Here is a 21499-nt window from a genome sequence, read left to right on the forward strand (position 1 = left end):
GGGGCGCTGGGGCGCTGGGGCGCTGGGGCGCTGGGGCGCTGGGGCGCTGGGGCGCTGGGGCGCTGGGGCGCTGGGGCGCTGGGGCGCTGGGGTCTCGAGCGCCCGAGCCGTTGCGGGCATGACTCCTGCCACTGTCGCGCATGCCGCCACAGCGACTGGCCGTCACCGCTGCGTTCGCCTCGTTATGCGAGTGGTGGCGCCCATCCTATTGCCTTGCAGGCGACTGATATTCCCATTCCAATAGCTGGTCCGGCACGGCAAAGAATTGCGAGTAATAGTATCGCCGAATCGATTGGTGTCGACCCTCGTGTTACTCAGCTCACGTTTTTCATCTTTGGCATGATCAAATATGGATCGGGGTGGAACGATCATGCTGAGAGGTAGGACAATGTGACGCATGGGGCAGTTGCAGATCTTCACCCCGGCCCAGGTGTCGGCAATGCGCGACCGAACGCGGTCCCGCAACTATTCACCCGCCCGAGAAGCCTTTCGCCGCGACCATGAATACCGCCGCGCCTGGGGCAAATACCGCCTGCACGTCCAACGCCTCCTCGAACTACGCGCCGCCCAAGGAAACCCCACCCTCCACGCCGCCAGCGGCATCCCCTGGGACGACATCCTCGCCACCGTCACACCCCCACCACCGCAGCGCCCAGCACCCGCGCCCGCACCGTCACAAGCCGCAGCCGCCCCCGCACCGTCACAAGCCGCAGCCGCGCCCGCACCGTCACAAGCCGCAGCCGCAGCCCGAACCGCAGCCGCAGCCCGAACCGCAAGCGCAGTCCGAATCGCAGCCTTACCCCGAATGCCAGAGCCTGTTCGGGCGGTCCGGGCCTCGCATCCTCCATGGTCGTCGTCATCGCAGTGGGAGACGCCGACACCTACGCAAGCGCCTGCCTCTGCGATGTCAGGCTCGGCGGCGGTGCGGGCGCTCCGAACCCCGCCCTCTCCACGGTCGGCATCGAGCCAGGGGCCGTCAGAGCCCAACCCGGCGCCCGCATCACTTCGAACGTCAACTCCAGCACCAGTGCTAAGGCCAGCGGTGATGGCGGCAGCGTTATCGATTCCCGCCTCATCGCCAGCGCCAAAACTCCCGCAGCCGCAGCCGCAGCCGCAGCCGCAGCCGCAGCCGCAGCCGCAGCCGGCACGCCTCCGACCTCCAGCGTCGAGTAGGCGGAAGATCTTTAGCCTGACTCTGGTACTTCCATCCGCGCGGCCCGAACCGCGGCGGCGAACCCTGAGAGGGACGCCGGCAACCCCGCGGCCGCTGCTCGTGGAGCACCTGTTGCTGCCTGCGGTACGGCGTGAACCGAGTAGGAAGTTGCAGCTACCGGGAGCAGTGGAGTCGGCATCCGAGGCCTCGACACCCTCGCGCGGTGGGAGCTGCGGCACTCGGATTCGGCTTGCGGGGCATGGTGCCTGCGGGGTGGGTGCAGAGCGCGCCGAGGTGAGAAACCGATGCCGGAGAACTGCGGGGGCGGGCCGAGGCGGATTTCTGCGATTGTGCCTGTCGCTTTTGCGGAGCCGTTCTCGGGACGCGGGAAATTTAGAGTTTGGCAAAGCGGGGAGAACGCTTCTGTCGATTGGGACGTTCTTGTGGATTGGGGAATTCGATTTGCCGCTGTGTTCATTTGAATTGTGGAATGATTTTGGTGGAAGACGGCCGCCCTGATGTTCATAGGTAAATCTTTGCGCTGCCGTTATGGATGGCCGGGCGGTGGTGCTGGTTTTCCATATTTCGGCGGACATGGGGGGTTGGTCAGTCGAATTATGCTGCCTGCTGCGTGGGAAAGGGCGCCTGCACGGGGATAGGGGTGCCTGCGAAGGGAAGTACATCCGTGTGGGGAAGGGAGAGCCTACGCAGGAATGGCGCCCGTGCAGGCGAACGGCGTCCGCGGTACTTCGCCGGCCCGCCTTGCGTCTGACTACCTGGGCCGGGGCGGCCAGGTGGCCCGAGTTGCGCGGGTGGCCAGGGTTGCGCGGGTGGCCAGGGTTGCGCGGGTGGCCAGGGTTGCGCGGGTGGCCAGGGTTGCGCGGGTGGCCAGGGTTGCGCAGGCGGCCAGGGGTGGCTCGGGGTGGCCAGTCGTGCGCGGGGCTCGGTGGAGGTGTGGGGCTTTGTGTGAGGCGGAGCTCGGCCGGGCGGATGCGGCCCGGCCGAGGGGTGGGAACACACGGGGAGTGGCGCGGGACCGGGGATGGGGGCGCAGAGCGAGGGATGTGGGGGCGTAGAGCGAGGGATGTGGGGGCGTAGAGCGAGGGATGTGGGGGCGCAGGGTGGGGGATCGGGCGCAGGGTGGGGGGGAGGGGTGCGGGGTTAGGGGTGGGTGAGGGTGGAGAGGGCTGTGAGGAGGCGGTGGATGTGGTCGTCGGGGGTGCCTAGGCCGAAGCTGATTCGGAGGAGGCTTTCGGAGAAGCCGCAGGCTGCTGTGTGGGTGGTGCCGGTGAGGCGGCGGGTGAGGGGGTGGGCGCAGAACTGGCCTGCCCGGACGCCGATGCCGTGGTTGGTGGAGAGGGTGTTGGCTACTGCGGCGGGGTCGTGGGTGGCGAAGGCTAGGGAGGTGATGCCTACGCGGGGGTGGTCGGGGCCGAAGGTGTTGACTTCGAGGAGGCCGGGGAGGGGGAGTAGGCCGGAGCGGAGCCAGTTGAGGAGTTCTTGTTCGCGGTGGTGGAGGGCGGTGCGGTCGGTGCGGAGGAGTGCTGCGCAGGCGGCGGCGAGGGCTACGGCGCCGATGAGGTTGGGGGTGCCGGCTTCGTGGCGGGCGGGGCCGGTGGTCCAGGTGACGTCGCCGGGGGTTTCGCCTACCGTCGCGCTGGCGCCGCCGCCGGCCAGGTAGGGGGGTGCGGCGTCGAGCCAGTCGGCGCGGCCGGCCAGGACGCCGGTGCCGAAGGGGGCGTAGAGCTTGTGGCCGGAGAAGGCCAGGTAGTCGGCGCCGAGATCGGCGAGGCTGATGGGGGCGTGCGGGGCGAGCTGGGCGGCGTCGACCACTACCCGGGCGCCGGCGGCGTGGGCGGCGTCGGCGATGCGGCGGACCGGCCAGATCTCGCCGGTGACGTTGCTCGCGGCGGTCACCGCGACAAGGACGGAGCCCTTGACCGTACGCAGGGCGGCGCGCACGGCTTCGACGGCGTCGTCCGGGGTGGCGGGGACCGGGAGGCGGAGCTGGTTCGGCCAGGGGAGGAGGTTGGCGTGGTGCTCGGTCTCGAAGACGATGGTGGTGGTGCCTTCGGGGAGGGTGCGGGCTAGCAGGTTGAGCGCGTCCGTGGTGTTGCGGGTGAAGATGACCTCGTCGCCGGGGCGGGCGCCGACGAATTCGGCGACCAGGTCGCGGGCCCGTTCGTACTCCAGCGTCGAGGTCTGTGCGCGGAGTCCGGTGCCGCGGTGGACGCTGCCGGCGTACGGAAGGATGGCAGTGACCGCGTCGGAGGCCGCGCGGATGCTGGGGGCCGAGGCCGCGTAGTCGAGGTGGGCGAACCCGACCACCTCGCCGGAGGGCAGGGTGGTGGTGAGGTCTGCGCCCACGATCTCAAGATCGCGCTGAAGGGCAAGAGTCACAGGGACAGCTCCGTGGGGTCGGGGTCCCGACTCCCCGGGGCCCGCGCTTGCCCGCACCGGGATCGGCGCAGGCCTGGTCCTCACCCGGGGCACCCCATCGCGAACGCAAGGGTTGCCGGCCAGCAAGCCGGGGCTACGCGCTGGCACTCATGACCGGCTCCGACGTTAACAGACGATCAGCAGGAACGCAGCAACCGGTCCAGCACCCGGGATCCGAACCGCAGCGCGTCGACCGGCACCCGCTCGTCGACGCCGTGGAACAGCGCGGTGAAGTCGAGCGACGGCGGGAGCTGCAGCGGGGCGAACCCGAAGTGGCGGATGCCGAGGCGGGCGAAGGACTTGGCGTCCGTACCCGCGGGGAGCATGTAGGGCAGTAGGCGGGACCCGGGGTCCTCGGCGGTGATGGCCGCCGCCATGGCCGCGACCAGGTCCCCGTCGAAGCTGGTCTGCACGGCTGGCAGGCTGTCCCACTCGACCTCGATGCCGGGCCCGAGCACCGAAGCCAGCTCAGCCCGGAACGCGGCGTCGCGCCCCGGCAGCATGCGCCCGTCGACGGTGGCCCGGGCGATCGACGGCACCACATTGGACTTGTACCCCGCGTCGACCATCGTCACCGTCGCCGTGTCGCGCAGGGTCGCCTCGATCAGCCGGGACAGGTGCCCCAGTTTCGCGACCGTGGCCTCGGGGTCGGCGGGGTCGAACGGGAGCCCGGACCCGGCCAGGAATTCCCGCACCGGGTCGGTCAGGATCAGCGGGAAACGGTGCCGGTCCAGCCGGTCGAGCGCCGCGGCCAGTTTCGCGATCGGGTTGTCGGTGTGCAGCAGCGACCCGTGCCCGGCGGTGCCCCGGGCGGCGAGCCGCAACCACATGGACCCTTTTTCGGCAGTCTCCACGAGGTACGCCCGCCGCCCGCCCAGCTCCACCGAGAACCCGCCGACCTCGCTGATCGCCTCGGTGACGCCGTCGAAGAGGTCCCGCCTGTGCTCGACGAGCCACTGCGCGCCCACCACACCGCCGGCCTCCTCGTCGGCCAGGAACGCGAAGACCAGATCCCGGGGAGGTACGACGTCCGTGCGCTTGAAGTGCCGGGCGACCGCGAGCATCATCGCCAGCATCCCCTTCATGTCGACGGCGCCGCGCCCCCACACATACCCGTCACGGACCTCCCCGGAGAACGGATGCACCGACCAGTCCGCGGGGTCGGCGGCGACGACGTCGAGGTGACCGTGCACCAGCAACGCCCCGCGCGCAGGGTCCGCACCATTGAGCCGGACGATCACGTTGCCCCGCCCCCGTGCTCCCGACTCCACGTATTCCACGGAACAACCGACCTCGGCGAGCTTCGCGGCGACGTACTCGGCCCCGGCCCGTTCGGGACCCGGTCCGCCGTACGTTCCGGGGTTGGTGGTGTCGATGGCGATGAGCTCACTCGCCAGGGTGACGACCTCGTCCTCAGGTTTTGTCATCCCCGACTCATAGCAGGAGTTGCGGCCAATCCGCGGTTTCGCGGCGCAGCCACCGGTCGTGAGTGGCCAGGACGACCGCCGCGCCGGTGGTGGCAAGTGCCGCGGTGAGCTCCTCGACCAGGGCCGTCGAGAGGTGGTTCGTCGGCTCGTCGAGCAGCAGCACGTTCGGCTCCCCGGCCAGCACCGCCGCCAGGTCGATCCGCCGCTGCTGACCCGTCGAGAGCGGGCCGCCGGAAAGCGGGTCGCCGGAAAGCGGGCCGCCAAGGGCGGGTGATTCCTGGGCCAGGAGGGCGATCCGGGCGGCGGGGTGACACCGCACCGAACCCTCGGTAGGCAGCAGAAGCCGAGCCAGGACGGCGAGCAAGGTGGACTTGCCGGCGCCGTTGGGGCCGGTGACCACCAGCCGGGAGCCCGCCGGCAGGGTGACGTCGACCGGGGTTTCGAGGCGGCCCCGGACCCGGACTCCGAGGGCCTCCACGAGGGCCACCCCGGCAGGCGCGGTCAGCGCGGGCATGACGAACCGCGGCGGTGGAGACGGCATGGAAACAGCGCCGGCAGCGAGGGAAGCGGCGCGGCGGTGCACCGACCGGACCAGCCCCGGTGCCCGCGTGGCGCGCTGGTGCTTGCCCGTGCCCTTGTCCGGGCGCCAGCCGGTGCTGAGCCGATCCTGCGCCGCCGCAAGGTCGTCGGCGAGCCGGGCCTGGATTGCCTGTTGCGCGGCGTAGTCGTCCGCCCATGACTGAAGGTAGGCGCTGCGGCCGCGGACGTACCCTGCGTACCCGTCGCCGTAGGAAACCGGGCGGCCGTCGCGGCTCGGGCCGAGGTCCAGGACCGAGGTCGCCACGTCGGACAGCAGGTCGCGGTCGTGGCTGACCAGCACGATCCCGCCCGGCCAGGCGCGCAGCCGGGCGGTGAGGAAGTCCAGGCCCTGCTGGTCGAGGTGGTTGGTGGGTTCGTCGAGCAGCAGGAAGTCGTCGTTCGCGCCGAGCAGGCACGCCAGGCGCACCCGGTAGCGCTGCCCGACCGACATCGTCTCCAACAGCCGTTCACGGTCGGTAACGGCGCCGAGGGCCTCCAGTGCGATGTCGACGCGGCGGTCGGCATCCCAGGCGTCGAGCGCGACCGCGGTGTCCAGGGCCGCTTGAAAGGCGGCGCCGGCGCCCGCGATCGTGTCGTCAACGGCACGAACCGCGGCTCTGGCGGCGGCCAGGTGGATGGAGATCAATCCTTCGACGGTACGCCCGGAGCCCGCCAGCTCCTGCCCGGCGACGCCCAGGCTCCCGAGCCGGGAGACATCCCCTCGATCGGGGACCAGGTCACCGGACAGCACGTGGAGCAGCGTGCTCTTACCCCGGCCGTTCTCGCCGACGATTCCCCAGCGGGAGCCGGGTGAGACGGTCAGATCAACGCCCTGCAGGACGGCATGGCCGCCCCGGGCGACATGGACATCGGACATGGTGATCTGCGCGCGCAAGGAACCGCTCTTCCTGGACTGAAGCCGGGACGGGGACACGGCGAACGGCCCGCCGTCTCGACGCGTCAGCAGAACGCGGAGAGCGGGCCGTTCAGGGTCCCGTCACAGGAAGTAGTAGTGCCTCACCCGGCCGACGATAGCCGTGGTGGCCGGGCACCGCAGCTCATTTCACCTCGCTGAGCCGGCCCGTCCGGACGTCGTAGACGAAGCCGCGGACGGAGTCCTTGACCGGGATGAACGGGTCGAGGCGGATGCGTTCGAGGGACTGGCGGACGTCGGTCTCGAGGTCGGTGAACGCCTCGGCGGCCCAGGAGGGTTTGACGCCGACGTCGCGGCGGATGGATTCCTTGAACTCGTCGTCGGTGAAGGTCAGCATGCCGCAGTCGGTGTGGTGGATGAGGACGATCTCGGTGGTGCCGAGCAGGCGCTGGCTGATGGCGAGGCTGCGGAGCTGGTCGGCGGTGATGACGCCGCCGGCGTTGCGGATGACGTGGGCGTCGCCCTCGGCGAGGCCGAGCAGCCCGTACACGTTGAGGCGGGCGTCCATGCAGGCGACCACCGCGATGCGGCGGGCGGGTGGCAGCGGCAGGCCGCCCTTGTCGAAGGTGGCGGCGTAGCGCTCGGCGTTGGCGAGCAGTTCATCGGTGACAGTCATGCCGCCGGACCCTATGCCCGATCGCCGTCCTGCGTGGAGATGCGAGCGGTAAACACCCGTAAGAGGCCCAGAGAGCGGGACGGACGGCGTTCCGTGATTGCCTAAATACCGATGGGCAGGGTAGGAAATGGGGGCGGCATCCGATAGATGTCCATGATCGAGGCCTGTGGTCCGAGAAGGAGTGTCCCGTGAGCATCATCGCGCCCGTGCGTCCCACCACGGAGCCGGCGGCCGGTGGCGCTCGCACGGCCCGGGCGAAGGGCGGCCGCCGGCGGCGGGTGCTGCTGCGGGTCGTCGCGCTGGTCGTGCTGTACGTCCTCTGGGAGATCACCGCCCGGGTGACCCGCAATCCGGCGTTCATCCCGGCCCCGAGTGCCGTGTGGCACCAGCTGATCGTCACGTCGACCACCCACGACGGTGTCCGCGGGTACAGCGGTCATCTGCTGATCGAGCATCTCGGGGTGAGCCTGCGCCGCATCCTGATCGGATCGGTGATCGGCGTGGCCGCGGGGCTGGTGCTCGGCGTGGTGATGGGGACCGTCGGCTGGATCCGGGTCGTCGCCGAGCCGGTCGTGACGTTCGTGCGGGCGCTGCCCCCGCTCGCGTACTTCAGCCTGTTCATCATCTGGTTCGGCATCGACGAGACGCCCAAGCTGTGGCTGCTGTCGATCGCCGCGCTGCCGCCCGTCGCGGTCGCCACCGCTGCGGCCGTCTACTCCGCGCCGACCGGGCTGGTCGAGGCGGCGCGGGCGCTGGGCGCGGGGCGCTGGCAGATCGTGCGGGACGTGGTGCTGCCGAACGCGTTGCCGGAGATCTTCACCGGGATCCGGCTCGCCGTCGGGGTCGCGTACTCCTCGGTGGTCGCCGCCGAGACGATCAACGGTGTGCCCGGGATCGGCGGGCTCATCCGCGACGCGCAGCGCTACTCGCAGACCGACGTCGTGGTGCTGGGACTGTTCGCCATCGGCCTCTCCGGCCTGCTCATCGACGCCCTGCTGCGGACGGCCGAGACTCGGCTGATCCCGTGGCGGGGCAGAAGTTAAGGAAAATCCCCATGAGAAGAATGTTGCCCGTCCTCGCTGTTGCAACCGCTCTGTTGCTGGCAAGCGCCGCCTGCGGAAACGGTGCCGCGAGCGGTAATACGAGCCCGGACAAGAAGACGATCCGGATCGCGTACCAGGCGTTCCCGAGCGGTGACCTGGTCGTGAAGAACCAGGGGCTGCTGGAGAAGGCGCTGCCGGACTACGAGATCAAGTGGACCAAGTTCGACTCGGGTGCCAGCATCAACACGGCGTTCGTGGCTAAGAGCCTGGACATCGCCGCCATCGGGTCCAGCCCGGTCGCGCGGGGGCTCTCGGCGCCGCTGAACATCCCGTACCAGGTCGCGTTCGTGCTCGACGTGGCCGGTGACAACGAGGCGCTGGTGGCCCGTAACGGCTCCGGCGTCACCGACGTGGCCGGGCTGCGCGGCAAGAAGGTCGCCACACCGTTCGCGTCGACCGCGCACTACAGCCTGCTCGCCGCGCTGAAGCAGGCCGGGGTCGCGGAGTCCGAGGTGACGATCGTGGACCTCGAACCGCAGGACATCCTGGCCGCCTGGACGCGCGGTGACCTCGATGCCGCGTACTCGTGGCTGCCCTCGCTCGACGAGTTGAAGAAGACCGGCAAGGTCCTGATCAGCAGCCGGCAGCTCGCCACCGCGGGCAAGCCGACCCTCGACCTCGGGGTGGTCTCCACGGCGTTCGCGTCGGCCCACCCGGAGGCCGTCGACGCGTGGCGCAAGGTGGAGGCGCAGGCCCTGGACCTGATCGCCAGCGACCCGGCGGCCGCCGCGAAGTCCGTCGCGCAGGAGCTCAACCTCACCCCCGCGGACGCGCAGAACCAGCTCAGCCAGGGTGTCTTCCTCAAGCCGGCGGATCTGGCCAGCGACGAGTGGCTCGGTACGGAGGCCAAGGTCGGCAAGCTCGCCGACAACCTGGTCAGCGCCGCGCAGTTCCTCAAGGAGCAGCAGAAGATCGACGCGGTCCCCGACCTGACCACCGTGCAGAAGTCCATCTACGTGAAGGGCCTGCCGGATGTCCTCGGCTGACGCGGCGGTAGAACTCGAGAACGTCGAGCATTCCTATGGCGACGTGACCGCGGTCGGGCCGGTCAGCCTGAGCGTGCCGGCGGGGGAGTTCCTCGTCCTGGTCGGCGCGTCCGGGTGCGGCAAGAGCACGCTGCTGCGGCTCATCGCCGGCTTCGAACAACCGACCACGGGTACGGTGCTGACAGGCGGCCACGCCCCGCAACCCGGCCGTGGCGCCGGGCTGGTGTTCCAGCAGCCGCGGCTGTTCCCGTGGAAGACCGTCGGCGGGAACGTCGCCCTGGCGCTCAGGTACGCGGGCCTGCCCACCGACCGCGTCGACGAGCTGCTCGCCGGCGTCGGCCTGCACGACGTGGCGCACCGGCGCACCTGGCAGATCTCCGGCGGCCAGCAGCAGCGCGTGGCCATCGCGCGGGCGCTCGCCGTCGACAACCCGTTGCTGCTGCTCGACGAGCCGTTCGCCGCCCTGGACGCGCTCACCCGCGAGCGGCTGCAGGAGGACCTGCGGCGGGTGAGCGCGCGCACCGGGCGTACCTGTGTATTTGTCACCCACAGTGTTGATGAAGCGGTCTTCCTCGGCAGTCGCGTGGTGGTTCTCACCGCCCGGCCCGGACAGGTGGCCCTCGACCTGAAGGTCGGGCTGCCCCGGGACGGTCTCGCCCCGGACGAGCTCCGCGGCCTGCCCGAATACGCCGCCCTGCGTTCCCAGATCGGCCACGCCGTCCGCGAAGCCGCAACCGTCCCCGAAGGAGCCTCCGCATGACCGCAGCGATCGTCGATCTCCAGCTCGAACAGCTCGGCCCGCACTTCGGCTCGATAGTGCACGGCGTCGACCTGGCCACCGCCACCGACGAGCAGGTCGCCGCCGTCCGGGCCGCGCTGGTCGACCGCAAGGTGCTGTTCTTCCGCGACCAGAGCCTCGACGACGACGGCCAGGTGACCCTCGGGCGGCGCATCGGCGAGCTGACCGCGTCGCACCCGGTGGTCGGCGGTGTCGACGCGGCCCACCCCGAGGTGTACGCCCTCGACAGCACCGACAACGGCTTCGCCGACGTGTGGCACACCGACGTCACGTTCATGCGCCGCCCGCCACTCGGCTCGATCCTGCGTTCCGTCACCCTGCCCCCGAGCGGCGGCGACACGAACTGGGCGGATGCGCAACTGGCCTACGAGTCGCTGTCGCCGGGCGTGCGCCACCTGGTCGACGGGCTGACCGCCGTGCACGACGGCGCCCGCGAGTTCGGCTACTACCTGGCCCAGCGCCGCGGCGGTCAGGGCAACGAGTGGGACGGCGAGATCGTCACCCGCCTCGACCCCGTGGAGCATCCGGTGATCCGCGTGCACCCCGAGACCGGCCGCCGGGGCATCTTCGTCAACCCGGGCTTCACCTCGCACATCGTCGGCGTCTCCGAGTTCGAGAGCCGCGCGATCCTGGACCTGCTCTACGCCCACCTGACCAAGCCGGAGCACATCGTCCGGCACCGCTGGCGCCTCGGTGACGTGGCCATGTGGGACAACCGCAGCACCGCGCACTACGCCAACCGCGACTACGGCACCGATCGGCGCGTCATGCACCGGATCACCCTGCGCGGTGACATCCCGGCAGGACCGGCCCGTGCGTAGGCTGCTGCTGCTCGCCCTGGTCGGGTTGGGCGCGCAACTGGTCGACGGAAGTCTCGGCATGGCGTACGGCGTCACGTCCACGACGCTGCTCCTGGCGATCGGCACCAACCCGGCCGCGGCGTCGGCGACCGTCCACCTGGCGGAGATCGGCACCACGCTGATGTCCGGTTTCTCGCACTGGCGGTTCGGCAACGTCGACTGGCGGGTGGTGCTCAAGATCGGCCTGCCCGGCGCGGTCGGCGCGTTCGCGGGGGCGACGTTCCTGTCCGGGCTCGACACGGCGACGGCGGCGCCGCTGATGTCGATCATCCTGCTGGTGCTGGGGCTCTACGTCTTCATCCGGTTCACGACGCTCGGCCTGCCGAAGGGCAACCTCGGCAAGCCGCTGCGCAAACGGTTCCTGGCGCCGCTCGGCGTCGTGGCCGGGTTCGTCGACGCGACCGGCGGCGGGGGCTGGGGACCGGTCGGCACCCCGGCGATCCTGGCGAGCGGCCGGCTCGAACCCCGCAAGACCATCGGCTCGATCGACACGAGCGAGTTCCTGGTCGCGATCGCCGCGAGCATCGGCTTCTTCGTCGGCATCGGCTCCGAGGACATCAACCTGATGTGGGTGCTCGCGCTGCTGCTCGGCGGGGTGATCGCCGCCCCGGTCGCCGCCTGGCTGGTGCGGCACATCCCGCCCCGGGTGCTCGGCTCGGCGGTCGGCGGCGTCATCATCCTCACCAATGTGCGCACCCTGCTGAAGAGCGACTGGATCGACGCGCCGGACGGGGTCCGCTACACCGTCTACGCGGTGATCTACGTGGTGTGGGCGGCCGCGCTCGCGTACTCCATCGGCCAGTACCGCAAGCACCGCGAGGAGGACCGCGAGGTCATCGAGTCGGCGTCGGTCCAGGAGCGGGCTTAGAGGTACGTGGCGCGCTCCTCGGGGGAGAGCGGGCGAAGGGCAGCGCGCAGGGCCACATCCGGGTCGGGGTCGAGCACCCCGCGCAGGGCCGTGGTGAACGCGCCGTAGGTTCCGGGCTCGGCCAGCCAGACGCGCACCTGGCGGCCGAGCTCGGACTCCACACGAACAGGGCCACCGGAGGAAAGCGTCTCGGAAAGGCCGGGGGCGTCGGCGATGCCGAGTTTCGCGGCCTGTTCCCGGAGCAGGGTCAGAGCGAGGTCGCGACCCCCGGCCGGTAGCGGACCTCGCGCCCGCAGCAGATCACCCGGCCGAACGCCGCCGACGAACCACGGCTCCAGCTGGGCCGACAGCCGCGGCACGGTCAAGGCGTCGGCCGGAACCCGTGCGTTGGTCAGCCGCTGAGCCAGGACCAGGGCCTTCGCCTCGGCATCACGCCAGGTCTCGTCGTCCTCACCGTCCGGCTCGCGCAGGCCGATCGCCCGGGTGAGGTGCGCGAGCATGTCCGGCTGGGTGCCCCACGTCAGTTCAGGCGACGGGTACGCCGGATCGAACGCAACCGCGACCGCGCCGTCCAGCGCGTACGTGAATCGCGGGGTGGCCTGGTCGTCCCGCAGCACCGACAGCGCCTCGGTCCCGCGCGAGACCTCCTCGAGCAGAACATGGTCACCGCCCGCGACGCCGCGCGGCTCGATCACCAGCGCCCATTTCCCCAGCGTGATCGCCGCGGCGCGGTCCTGGAAGTCCGAGGAGACGGCGATCGTGTCCGGGTAGGCGCCCATCCGGAGCAGCGCGGTGCGCTCGTCGACGGCCTTGATGAACGTCAGGCACCACGCGTTGCCGAGCGCGGTTACCCGGCTCTGGGCGTACAACAGGTCATCCACGTCCGGAAGTTTAAATCAGGTCGCGCAATTTATATAAGCGCTGTTACTTTCTCGGCATGGACCTGCTCGACAGCAACTACTGGTCGCCGGCGCACGCCCTGCTGGGCGAGCTCGACCGGGACATCGCCGCCCTCTACACCGAGGCGGGCATCGAGGGTGTGCGGACCCGGTTCGTCGGGCCGCTGATCGCGCTCGGCCGCTTCGGCCCGCACACCATCCAGGAGCTGGCCGACCGGCGCGGCGTCACCCACTCGGCGATGAGCCAGACGGTGGCGGCGATGCGCACGGCCGGGCTCGTGGAGAGCGCGGAGGGCCCCGACGGGCGCACGCGGCGGGTTCAGCTCACGGCGCGGGCGACGGAGATCGTGCCGTTCATGAACGCGGAGTGGCGTGCCACCGAGGCAACCGTCCGCGCGCTCGACGCCGAGCTGCCGTACCCGCTCACCAAGGTCGTCGAGGACATCCGCGCCGCCCTGGCCCGCCGCTCGTTCCCGGACCGTCTCCAGGACAACCTGCAGTGAACTCGCTCGTAGACCTGCGGCCGCTGCGTGAGAACGTGGCGTTCCGGCGGCTCTGGCTCGGTAGCACGGCGTCGGGCTTCGGCGGCCAGATGGGCAACTTCGCGGTCATCTACTTCGTGTGGCAGAGCACGCACAACGCGGCGATGGTGGGGCTCGTCGGGCTCGCGGCGGGCGTACCCATGATCGTGCTGGGCCTGGCCGGAAGTGCCTTCCTGGACCACGTCGACCGGCGGCTGCTGGCGATCCGCCTCACCTACGCCCGGATCGCGGTCGGCGTCCTCATGACCGCCGTTGCCTTCACCGGCACCGGCGGGGTGCCGGCGATGCTGCTGCTCACCGCAGCGGCCTCGTGCTGCGGCGCCCTGGCCGCGCCCGCCAAGCGGACCTTCATCCCACGCCTGCTCCAGGGCGACCGCCTCGCCGCGGGACTGGCCCTCAACCACCTGTCGTTCCAGCTCGCCATGCTGCTCGGCCCGGCCCTGGCCGGCCTGCTCACCGCGGCCACGAGCGTGGGCTGGTGCCTGGCCATCGACACCGTCACGTTCGGTGCCTCCATCGTCGGGCTGGCCGGCCTGCCGCGCGGGGTCACTCCCGCCGACGGCAGTCCCGGTCTGAGCGCGGTCAGAAATGGCCTCAGGTACGCCGTGAGCACCCCCGCCGTCCGCGGCTCCCTGCTCGCCGACCTGGCCGCCACGCTGCTCGCCATGCCGGTAGCGCTGTTCCCCGTCCTCAACGCCGAGAAGTTCGGCGACCGTCCCGAGATCCTCGGCCTGTTCACCACCGCGCTCGCGGTCGGCGGCGTCCTGGCGTCGATCCTGTCCGGCACGATCACCCGCCGTCCCCGCGCCGGCGTGGTGATGCTGATCTGCGGCGCCGTCTGGGCGGCGTCCCTCGGGCTGACGGGCCTGGCAACCGCCCTGCCCGCCGTGCTCGGCCTCATCGCGCTCGCCGGCGCCGCCGACACGTGGGCGGTGGTGTCCCGGGGGACCGTGGTGCAGACCGCCACGCCGCAGGCGTACCTGGGCCGGATCTCGGTCCTGGAGAACATCGTCGGTGTCGCCGGCCCCGAGCTCGGCAACCTGCGCGCGGGCCTGGTCGCGTCAGCCACCTCCGGCGGTGCTTCCCTGGTCATCGGCGGAGCGACGGCCCTCGTGGCGACCGGCCTGATCGCCGTCACGACTCCGGCCCTGCGACGTTTCCGCAGCTCGACGACGGGTAGCCCGGTTACGTAACAATCGTGGAGGAGGCCGGCTCATGAAGGCCGTTGTTTACCAGGGCCCGCGCAAGGTGGCCGTCAAGGACGTGGCGGAGCCTGCGATCCAGGCACCCACGGACGCGATCGTCCGGCTCACGACCACGAACATCTGCGGGTCCGACCTGCACATGTACGAGGGGCGCACCTCGGTGGAGGAGGGCAAGATCCTCGGCCACGAGAACATGGGCATCGTCGAGGCCGTCGGCGCGGGGACCGACCGGGTCAAGGTCGGCGACCGGGTGTCCGTGCCGTTCAACATCGCCTGCGGCAGCTGCCGTAACTGCGAGTCCGGCTGGACCAGCTTCTGCCTGCGGACCAACCCGATCGAGGGGATGGACGGGGCCGCCTACGGGTACGCGAACATGGGCCCCTACGACGGCGGCCAGGCCGAGCTGCTGCGCGTGCCCTACGCGGACTTCAACCTGCTCGAGCTGCCGCAGGGCACCGAGCACGAGAACGACTTCACCATGCTGTCGGACATCTTCCCGACCGGCTGGCACGGCACCGAGCTCGCCCGGATGCAGCCCGGCGACAAGGTCGTCGTGTTCGGTGCCGGCCCGGTCGGCCTGATGGCGGCGCACAGCGCGATGATCCGCGGCGCCGCCGAGGTGTTCGTGGTCGACAAGGCCAAGGACCGCCTCGACCTCGCCGGCAAGATCGGTGCGACACCGGTCGACTTCTCGAAGGCCGACCCGGCCCAGCAGATCCTCGACGCGACCGGCGGCCGCGGCGCGGACTGCGGCGTCGAAGCGGTCGGATACCAGGCCCACGACGGCACCGGCCAGGAGCACCCCGAGCTGGTCCTCGACAACCTGGTCAAGTCGGTGCGCTCGACCGGCGGCATCGGCGTGGTCGGTGTCTACGTCCCCGAGGACCCGGGCGCGACCTCCGACCTGGCCAAGGAGGGCCGCATCGCCTTCCAGTACGGCACGTTCTTCAGCAAAGGCCAGCACATGGGTACGGGCCAGGCGCCGGTCAAGCGCTACAACCGCCGGCTGCGCGACCTGATCATCGCGGGCCGCGCGCAGCCGTCGTTCCTCGTGTCGCACGAGCTGCCGCTGTCGCAGGCCGCCGAGGGCTACGAGCGGTTCGACAAGCGTGAGGCCGGCTGGACCAAGGTGCTGCTCAAGCCCTGAGGTTGCCTTCGCCGCTTGCGGGGTACATCGAGTTGCATGACTGCCGCTCCTGTTGAGGTCGCCGGGCGATACGTGCTGGGTGAGCCACTGGGCGCCGGTGGCATGGGCAAGGTGTGGGTAGCCCGCGACGGCGTTCTCGATCGGGACGTGGCGGTCAAGGAGATCGTGCTCCCCGACGATCTGGTCGCCGCCGAACGCGACTCCGTGCATCGTCGTACGGTGCAGGAGGCGCGGGCGGCGGCCCAGCTCAGCCATCCCAACGTCGCCCAGGTGTACGACGTCGTCGAGAACGACGGTCGCGCGTGGATCGTCATGGAGTACGTGCCGTCGCGCTCGCTGCAGCAGGTGATCACCGAGGACGGGCCGCTCGAACCGCGCTGGGCGGCCGTGCTCGGGCTCGAGGTGCTCGACGCGCTGGAGGCGGCTCACCTGGCGGGCGTACGCCATCGTGATGTGAAGCCTGCCAACGTCCTGCTCGGCACCGACGGCCGGGTTGTTCTCACCGACTTCGGCATCGCCACCATCGAGGGCGACAGCATCATCACCACCAGCTCCGAGCTGGTCCTGGGCTCCCCGCACTACATGTCCCCGGAACGAGCCCGCGACGGCACGGACTCCCCGGCGTCGGATCTGTGGTCACTGGGCGCGACGCTCTACACGGCTGTCGAGGGGCGCTCACCGTACAAACGCGACTCGGTCATGGGCACCCTGACCGCCCTCGCGGCTGACGAGCCGGACCCGCCGCAGCAGGCCGGCAGCATGGCGCCGGTCCTCGAAGGCCTCCTGCGCAAGGACCCCTCCCAGCGCATCGACACCGCGGAAACGCGCCGCCGCCTGCAGAAAGCCGCCGCCCCGCCGGCCGAGCCGTCCCGTCGCCGCCGCCCGCTGCTCGTCGCGGCCGCGGCGGTGGTCATCCTCGGCGGCTCGGGCGCCACTTGGGCCCTGACCCGCCCGGACCCGGCCAAACCCGTCGCCGTACCGCCGCCGCCGGTTGCCTCTGTCGCGCCTTCGGTTGCACCCTCCGTGTCCCCGTCCGCCGCTGCCCCCTCGTCCCCTGCGCCCACGAAAGCGTCGGCGTCGCCGTCCGCCACCGCCACCGGCGCCGGCCTGCCCGCCCTCCCCGCGGGCTGGCGGGCGTACAAGGACAAAACAGGTTTTTCTCTCTATGTCCCAGAGGGCTGGAAGCGGACCCTGGAGAAGGGCGCCACGTCGAAGGGGATGGTCTACTTCCGCGACGGCAAGGGCCACGTCCTCGGCATCGACCAGACGAACACGCCCGCCAAGAACCCGAAGGCCGACTGGGAGGGCAAGGCCGAGGCCCGGTCCTCCAGCGGCGACCTCCGCGGCTACCAGGAGATCAGCATCAAGGAGGTCAAGTACTTCAAGAAGGCAGCGGACTGGGAGTACACCTACAGCGACGGCGGCACCCGCCACGTCCTGAACCGCGGCGTCATCACGTCGGCCCACCAGGCGTACGGCATCTACTGGGCCACCCGCGCCGCCGACTGGTCCTCCAGCAAGAAGGACATCGAGCTCATCTACGCGAGCTTCCGGCCCAATCCCTGATCATCGGCTGCAGCCGGCCCAGCGCCTCGCGAACGGTGCCACCCTCGGTGTCGTCGATCCACTGCTCGAACGCGACCCGGCAGACGGCGACTCCGACCTCCGCGGCAAGCCTCGCCTCCAGCGCGTCGACGCCCCGCTGCTGTAACGCACCGCCCAGTCCGGCCGCCAGCGACGCGAATTTGATCAGCTCGCGTTCCTGCAGCTCCGGGTTGGCCCGGATGACCGCCTGCCGTTTCCGCGCCAGCTCCCGATCGCCGCCGATCACCTCCGCCGCCGCGTCGAGCGCGGCTGTCACGGCATCCAGCGCCGATGCCTCGGTGGGGGCTTCTTCCAGGGCTTCGAGCGCCCTCCGCTCCAATTCGGACGCCCCGGCGAACAAGACCTCGCGCTTGTCGGTGAAATACCGGAAGAACGTACGCGCGGTAACGCCGGCCTGCCCCGCGATGTCGGCAACCATCGTCTGCTCGAACCCGCGCTCCAGATAGAGGTCCAGCGCGGCCTCCTGCAGCCGCCCCATGGCCCCCGGCTCCCAACGTCCCATCCCGCCAGTCTAGGTGTGCCCCGCGTCATGTCATCTGATGACATCACCATGCTACGGTCATGTCATCAGATGACATCAACGCTCGGAGATCCTGATGAAGCGCATCCAGTACCACCGCTACGGCGGCCCCGAAGTCCTGCGCCTGGAAGACTTCAACCCCGGACAACCAGGCAAAGGCCAGATTTTGGTACGCGTACGAGCGGCCGCCGCCAACGCCATGGACTGGAAGATCCGCAACGGCGACATGCGCGTCATGACCGGCCGCACCTTCCCTCGTGGCATCGGCAACGACTTCGCGGGCATCGTCGAGGCGATCGGCGCGGGCGTCACCCGTTTCCACCCCGGCGACGAGGTGCTCGGCGGCACGAGTCTCAAGGGTGCGGGAGCATTCGCCGAGCGGGTCCTCGCCGACGAGAAGTCGGTGGTGCTCAAGCCCGCGGACCTCTCCTACGAGCAGGCCGCGGCGCTCCCCGTGGTCGGGCTGACCGCCGTCCAGGCCCTGTTCACCAAGGGAAACCTGCAACTCGGCCAGTCCGTCTTCATCAACGGCTGCCTCGGCGGCGTCGGCCGCGCGGCGGTCCAGATCGCCCTGTCACACGGCGCCTCAGTGGCGGGCAGCTGCCGTGCCACCGCCTCCGAAGCGGCCCGCGACCTCGGCATCGCCCCGATCGTCGCCTTCGACTTCGACCCGGCAGAGCTCAAGGACCGCTTCGACCTCATCCTCGACACCCCCGGCACCCTCCCGCGCCGGACAGCACACACCCTGCTCAAACCCGGCGGCCGCATCATCGACATCGTCCCCACCCCCGCGAAGTTCGCCCGGAGCGCCCTCCCCGGCCCGTACCAGGTCATGATCTCCCAGCCCGTCACGAACGACCTGGAACAGGCCGCCCGCCTCGCCGCCCGCGGAATCCTCCAGATCCCGATCGCCCGCACAGCCCCGCTCACCGAAGCCATCCCGGCCCTCACCGACCTCGAACGCCACCAGATCCCCAAGGGCGGCAAACTCATCATCACCGTTCAGAACAACGCCGCCTGACCAGCCGCCCACGCGAACAACTCGTCGTGAACGTGCGGCAGGTTGCACTCGGCGACATCCCGCCAGATGGCATCCATCCAGAGCAGAACCCCGGTGTGTATCAGGGCAAGCACGGCGTCCCGCTGCACCCGGTCGAGATCCGCAAAACCGGCGCCGTCCGGCAGGGGCGCACCAGCATCGCCGGGTCCGGCTCGGCCACCACGCGACCTCGGGATTCTCCTCCTCCGCGAGCCGTTCGGCGAACTCCGCCGCCATGACCGGCCAGGCGGACGGAAAATGCCCGAGCAACGTCGCCATGCCCCGACGCAGCTGCCGATCCCCACTCCGCAGGACCTCCAGGTACGCCGGGACTCCCGCCCGCACGGCCTCGTGCGCCTCCCGGTCCACCGGGTCCGGGGCGACCGCCTCGTGGGCGGCGCCGCGCCGCCGGCGTGACCACTACGCGGCGCGGGCGACGCTGAGCGTGGCCAGGGTCGGGTCCGCGGTGTGTTCCTTCTCGTAATGGTGGGCGTTTTCAACGATCGTCAGCAGCAGCTCGTACGCCAGAAGCCGATCGTGGGTGGTCTCGTCGGCGAGGGCGTCGATGAGGAGCTGTGCCGTGGGGACGGCGGGTGGGTAGAGCATGCCCTGGTGCTGGACATGGTCGCTCAGCTTGCGTTCGAGGTCCGCGCGCGGATCCGGGCCGCCGTGGCGGAGCTCTCGGATCAGCGCGGGAACCTCGGTGGCGGGCCCGTACGCTCCCTGCAGCAGTTCCCAGTCGTGATCGTCCACGGCGGGCAAGGTAGCAGGGAGTCGACCGCATGTATTTCGTGTGCCGGTGGCGAGAGGACTCGCCGTTCAGCAAGCGCGTGGTGACGCAGCCCGATGCGACGGTGCTCGACTGGTTCCGGCGGGGGTGGGTGCGGGACGACCCGGAGGACTGGATCGAGGCTGAGCTGGGTGGTGGCGTCTACGGGCTGGAGTCCATCTTCGAGCGGGGCCGGGAGCAGGGGATCGCCGCGCCGGAGACCGTTGACGAGCTGCGGGAACTGCTGGACGAGTATCTCTGGGTGGAGAGCGACGATGATCCGATCAGGCTTGGTGAGCATGCCCTGCGGGTGCGTACCGATGATGACGAGGTCGATCTTGCCTACTACTTCATCGACGATGTGGCTGCCGCCGCGTCACCCGAGCGGCTCGCCTTCCTGCTGAACGACACCTGGCCCCTGCCCGCGAATGCCATTGCTTTCCCCGATGCGCATTTCAGCCACCACGTGCCGGTTCGGATCGTGCCGCCGGCCGGGGCCGGCGGAGATGCGGTCTATTCGGTCCGCGTCGGCTGGGAGCATCGCGGCAACGGGACGAACCTGGACCTGACCGGAGCGCTGATGTTTCCCGGTGTGAGCCTGCCGGAACTCGTCGGTCACCTGCGGGATGCCGATGACCTCAAGGCGGACGATGCCCGGCTCCTCCGGGAGCTCATCGCGCCCGGCGACGATGACATCGGGCTGGCGATGCGGCGGTATGCGCAGCTCGACGGGTACGACCCGGCTCCCGGCGTCGTGCGGGACAAGAAGCCAGGGCGCGACATAATCAGCCTGGAGCCGCACATCGCGCAGGTCGCGCGGTACATCGACGACTTCTTCGGGTACGACCAGTGGTTCCTCTTCGACACCCGCTGGGCGGCGGCGCACCCCGATCTGGCGTCGTCGCTGCTGCGGTACGGCGCGTACTGGGATCCGTACGCATGACCGCGCCCGTGCCGTTCCAGCCGCTGCCCGACGACCGGGCGGATGTTCGTTACGCCCACGGGCCGGATTCGTTCGCGCAGCCCGGCGTGCCGGTTGGTCGTACGGTTGAGTTCGCGTGGGATGACAGTGTCGTCTATCCGGGTACGTCGCGGAAGTTCTGGGTGCACGTTCCCGCCGCGTACGACCCGGCCACACCCGCCTCGCTGGCCGTCTTCCTGGACGGCGGCTGGTATCTGGACCCGGACGGCGAGGTGCGCGGCGCGATCGTCCTGGACAACCTCGTGCACCACGGCGACATCCCGGTCACCATCGGCCTGTTCGTCGACCCGGGGATCTTCGCGAGCGCCGCCCAGCCGAAGAACCGCAACGCCGAGTACGACGCGTTCGACGACCGCAACGTCACGTTCCTGCTGACCGAGATTATCCCGCAGGTCACCGCGCGATACTCGATCGCGGAGGACCCGGCGCGCCGGGCGATCTGCGGCGGCAGCAGCGGCGGGAACGGCGGGTTCACCGCGGCGTGGCTGCGACCCGGCGCTTTCGGGCGGGTGATGTGCTGCCTGGCCAGCTTCGCACAGATGCCGGGCGGGAACCCGTACCCGTCGATGATTGCTGCTGAGGCCCGCAAACCGCTGCGCATCTTCATGCAAGCCGGCCACCGCGATCTACAGTGGAACAAGTCCGGGCCGAACTGGCTGGCGGCCAACCTGCGCGTCGCGGCTGCCCTCGCCGAAGCGGGTTACGACTTCCGCCTCGTCCTCGGCGACGGCCCGCACAGCCCCAACCACGGCGGCGTCCTGCTCCCGGACGCCCTGCGCTGGCTCTTCCGGTCATAGCGCCCCTCGGGGAGGGTGGTGGTCGGGTAGCGTCACGCTGCGTGAATCAGGTGCCGGAGCGGCGTACTGGAAGCCTGGTTGGTGCCATTGTGGCGGTCGGGGTGCTGGCGGGTGGGTCCGGGCTGGCCGCGTTGTTCAGTTTGTTCGTGTTTCCCATGGCCAGTGACGGGTGCGGGGATGTCGATCCTCACCTGATCTGTACGGCGGACGGTCAGATGCTGGTGGCTGTC

The 21499-nt window shown here is 70.3% G+C and carries 22 protein-coding genes and 1 riboswitch; of the genes, 13 read left to right on the forward strand and 9 right to left on the reverse strand.

Annotation, left to right across the window (positions count from 1 at the left end):
• Positions 1 to 629: 629 nt before the first annotated feature.
• From Ahu01nite_RS07975 to Ahu01nite_RS07995, 5 genes are all read right to left on the reverse strand, one after another.
• Complete coding sequence (locus Ahu01nite_RS07975) at positions 630 to 860, reverse strand: hypothetical protein (RefSeq protein WP_203835781.1); 231 nt, start codon at positions 858 to 860, stop codon at positions 630 to 632.
• 1454 nt (positions 861 to 2314) lie between these two features.
• Positions 2315 to 3523: an aminotransferase class V-fold PLP-dependent enzyme gene (locus Ahu01nite_RS07980; protein ID WP_239158716.1), complete on the reverse strand. Its 1209-nt coding sequence runs from the start codon at positions 3521 to 3523 to the stop codon at positions 2315 to 2317.
• 68 nt (positions 3524 to 3591) lie between these two features.
• Positions 3592 to 3708: riboswitch (SAM riboswitch) on the reverse strand.
• 21 nt (positions 3709 to 3729) lie between these two features.
• Positions 3730 to 5019: a M20/M25/M40 family metallo-hydrolase gene (locus tag Ahu01nite_RS07985; protein ID WP_203835783.1), complete on the reverse strand. Its 1290-nt coding sequence runs from the start codon at positions 5017 to 5019 to the stop codon at positions 3730 to 3732.
• Positions 5020 to 5026: 7 nt separating this feature from the next.
• The gene (locus Ahu01nite_RS07990) at positions 5027 to 6475 is read right to left on the reverse strand and encodes an ATP-binding cassette domain-containing protein (RefSeq protein ID WP_203835784.1); all 1449 of its coding nucleotides are present in this window, start codon (positions 6473 to 6475) and stop codon (positions 5027 to 5029) included.
• Positions 6476 to 6656: 181 nt separating this feature from the next.
• The gene (locus Ahu01nite_RS07995; protein ID WP_203835785.1) at positions 6657 to 7148 is read right to left on the reverse strand and encodes a beta-class carbonic anhydrase; all 492 of its coding nucleotides are present in this window, start codon (positions 7146 to 7148) and stop codon (positions 6657 to 6659) included.
• A 188-nt stretch (positions 7149 to 7336) separates the two neighbouring features.
• Between Ahu01nite_RS07995 and Ahu01nite_RS08000 the strand changes: the two genes are divergently transcribed.
• From Ahu01nite_RS08000 to Ahu01nite_RS08020, 5 genes are read left to right on the forward strand one after another with little or no spacing between them, the layout of a single operon-like run.
• Positions 7337 to 8191 carry an ABC transporter permease gene (locus tag Ahu01nite_RS08000; RefSeq protein ID WP_203835786.1) on the forward strand — a complete coding sequence of 285 codons (855 nt, stop codon included), beginning with the start codon at positions 7337 to 7339 and terminating at the stop codon, positions 8189 to 8191.
• A gap of 11 nt (positions 8192 to 8202) precedes the next feature.
• Entirely contained in the window at positions 8203 to 9237 is a 1035-nt protein-coding gene (locus tag Ahu01nite_RS08005) for a taurine ABC transporter substrate-binding protein (RefSeq protein WP_239158705.1), read from the forward strand.
• Positions 9224 to 9997 (forward strand): ABC transporter ATP-binding protein, encoded by a 774-nt coding sequence (locus tag Ahu01nite_RS08010; protein WP_203835787.1) that lies wholly within the window; start codon positions 9224 to 9226, stop codon positions 9995 to 9997. The genes Ahu01nite_RS08005 and Ahu01nite_RS08010 overlap by 14 nt, the downstream gene beginning before the upstream one ends.
• Entirely contained in the window at positions 9994 to 10857 is an 864-nt protein-coding gene (locus Ahu01nite_RS08015) for a TauD/TfdA dioxygenase family protein (RefSeq protein ID WP_203835788.1), read from the forward strand. Before Ahu01nite_RS08010 ends, Ahu01nite_RS08015 begins: the two co-directional genes overlap by 4 nt.
• Positions 10850 to 11764 carry a sulfite exporter TauE/SafE family protein gene (locus Ahu01nite_RS08020; protein ID WP_203835789.1) on the forward strand — a complete coding sequence of 305 codons (915 nt, stop codon included), beginning with the start codon at positions 10850 to 10852 and terminating at the stop codon, positions 11762 to 11764. Before Ahu01nite_RS08015 ends, Ahu01nite_RS08020 begins: the two co-directional genes overlap by 8 nt.
• Here the strand turns inward: Ahu01nite_RS08020 and Ahu01nite_RS08025 are convergent.
• On the reverse strand, positions 11761 to 12645 hold the full coding sequence (locus Ahu01nite_RS08025) for a DUF6461 domain-containing protein (RefSeq protein WP_203835790.1): 885 nt from the start codon (positions 12643 to 12645) through the stop codon (positions 11761 to 11763). The two genes, Ahu01nite_RS08020 and Ahu01nite_RS08025, sit on opposite strands and share 4 nt — an antisense overlap.
• 56 nt (positions 12646 to 12701) lie before the next feature.
• On the opposite strand from Ahu01nite_RS08025, the gene Ahu01nite_RS08030 reads away from it, so the two are divergent.
• From Ahu01nite_RS08030 to Ahu01nite_RS08045, 4 genes are read left to right on the forward strand one after another with little or no spacing between them, the layout of a single operon-like run.
• Positions 12702 to 13166 carry a MarR family winged helix-turn-helix transcriptional regulator gene (locus Ahu01nite_RS08030; protein WP_203835791.1) on the forward strand — a complete coding sequence of 155 codons (465 nt, stop codon included), beginning with the start codon at positions 12702 to 12704 and terminating at the stop codon, positions 13164 to 13166.
• Entirely contained in the window at positions 13163 to 14398 is a 1236-nt protein-coding gene (locus Ahu01nite_RS08035; protein ID WP_203835792.1) for an MFS transporter, read from the forward strand. Before Ahu01nite_RS08030 ends, Ahu01nite_RS08035 begins: the two co-directional genes overlap by 4 nt.
• Before the next feature lie 22 nt (positions 14399 to 14420).
• Positions 14421 to 15557 carry a glutathione-independent formaldehyde dehydrogenase gene (locus tag Ahu01nite_RS08040; RefSeq protein ID WP_203835793.1) on the forward strand — a complete coding sequence of 379 codons (1137 nt, stop codon included), beginning with the start codon at positions 14421 to 14423 and terminating at the stop codon, positions 15555 to 15557.
• Between the two features lie 36 nt (positions 15558 to 15593).
• Entirely contained in the window at positions 15594 to 17123 is a 1530-nt protein-coding gene (locus Ahu01nite_RS08045; protein WP_203835794.1) for a serine/threonine-protein kinase, read from the forward strand.
• Here the strand turns inward: Ahu01nite_RS08045 and Ahu01nite_RS08050 are convergent.
• A complete protein-coding gene (locus Ahu01nite_RS08050) occupies positions 17092 to 17664 on the reverse strand; it encodes a TetR family transcriptional regulator (RefSeq protein ID WP_203835795.1) in 573 nt (190 codons plus the stop codon). The genes Ahu01nite_RS08045 and Ahu01nite_RS08050 overlap by 32 nt on opposite strands.
• Positions 17665 to 17758: 94 nt before the next feature.
• Here Ahu01nite_RS08050 and Ahu01nite_RS08055 point away from each other — a divergent pair, with 94 nt between their 5' ends.
• Positions 17759 to 18703 (forward strand): NADP-dependent oxidoreductase, encoded by a 945-nt coding sequence (locus Ahu01nite_RS08055; RefSeq protein WP_203835796.1) that lies wholly within the window; start codon positions 17759 to 17761, stop codon positions 18701 to 18703.
• Here the strand turns inward: Ahu01nite_RS08055 and Ahu01nite_RS51315 are convergent.
• Entirely contained in the window at positions 18685 to 18816 is a 132-nt protein-coding gene (locus Ahu01nite_RS51315; RefSeq protein WP_275411718.1) for a hypothetical protein, read from the reverse strand. The genes Ahu01nite_RS08055 and Ahu01nite_RS51315 overlap by 19 nt on opposite strands.
• 163 nt (positions 18817 to 18979) lie before the next feature.
• Here Ahu01nite_RS51315 and Ahu01nite_RS08060 point away from each other — a divergent pair, with 163 nt between their 5' ends.
• Positions 18980 to 19138, forward strand: a complete 159-nt coding sequence (locus Ahu01nite_RS08060; protein ID WP_203835797.1) for a hypothetical protein — start codon at positions 18980 to 18982, stop codon at positions 19136 to 19138.
• A 3-nt stretch (positions 19139 to 19141) separates the two neighbouring features.
• Here Ahu01nite_RS08060 and Ahu01nite_RS08065 read toward each other — a convergent pair whose 3' ends face one another.
• On the reverse strand, positions 19142 to 19474 hold the full coding sequence (locus tag Ahu01nite_RS08065) for a hypothetical protein (RefSeq protein WP_203835798.1): 333 nt from the start codon (positions 19472 to 19474) through the stop codon (positions 19142 to 19144).
• A 29-nt stretch (positions 19475 to 19503) separates the two neighbouring features.
• On the opposite strand from Ahu01nite_RS08065, the gene Ahu01nite_RS08070 reads away from it, so the two are divergent.
• Positions 19504 to 20433 (forward strand): hypothetical protein, encoded by a 930-nt coding sequence (locus Ahu01nite_RS08070; RefSeq protein WP_203835799.1) that lies wholly within the window; start codon positions 19504 to 19506, stop codon positions 20431 to 20433.
• Positions 20430 to 21269 carry an alpha/beta hydrolase gene (locus Ahu01nite_RS08075; RefSeq protein WP_203835800.1) on the forward strand — a complete coding sequence of 280 codons (840 nt, stop codon included), beginning with the start codon at positions 20430 to 20432 and terminating at the stop codon, positions 21267 to 21269. The genes Ahu01nite_RS08070 and Ahu01nite_RS08075 overlap by 4 nt, the downstream gene beginning before the upstream one ends.
• Positions 21270 to 21499: the final 230 nt, after the last annotated feature.

It is taken from the genome of Winogradskya humida (assembly GCF_016862215.1).
Classification (GTDB): Bacteria; Actinomycetota; Actinomycetes; order Mycobacteriales; family Micromonosporaceae; genus Actinoplanes; species Actinoplanes humidus.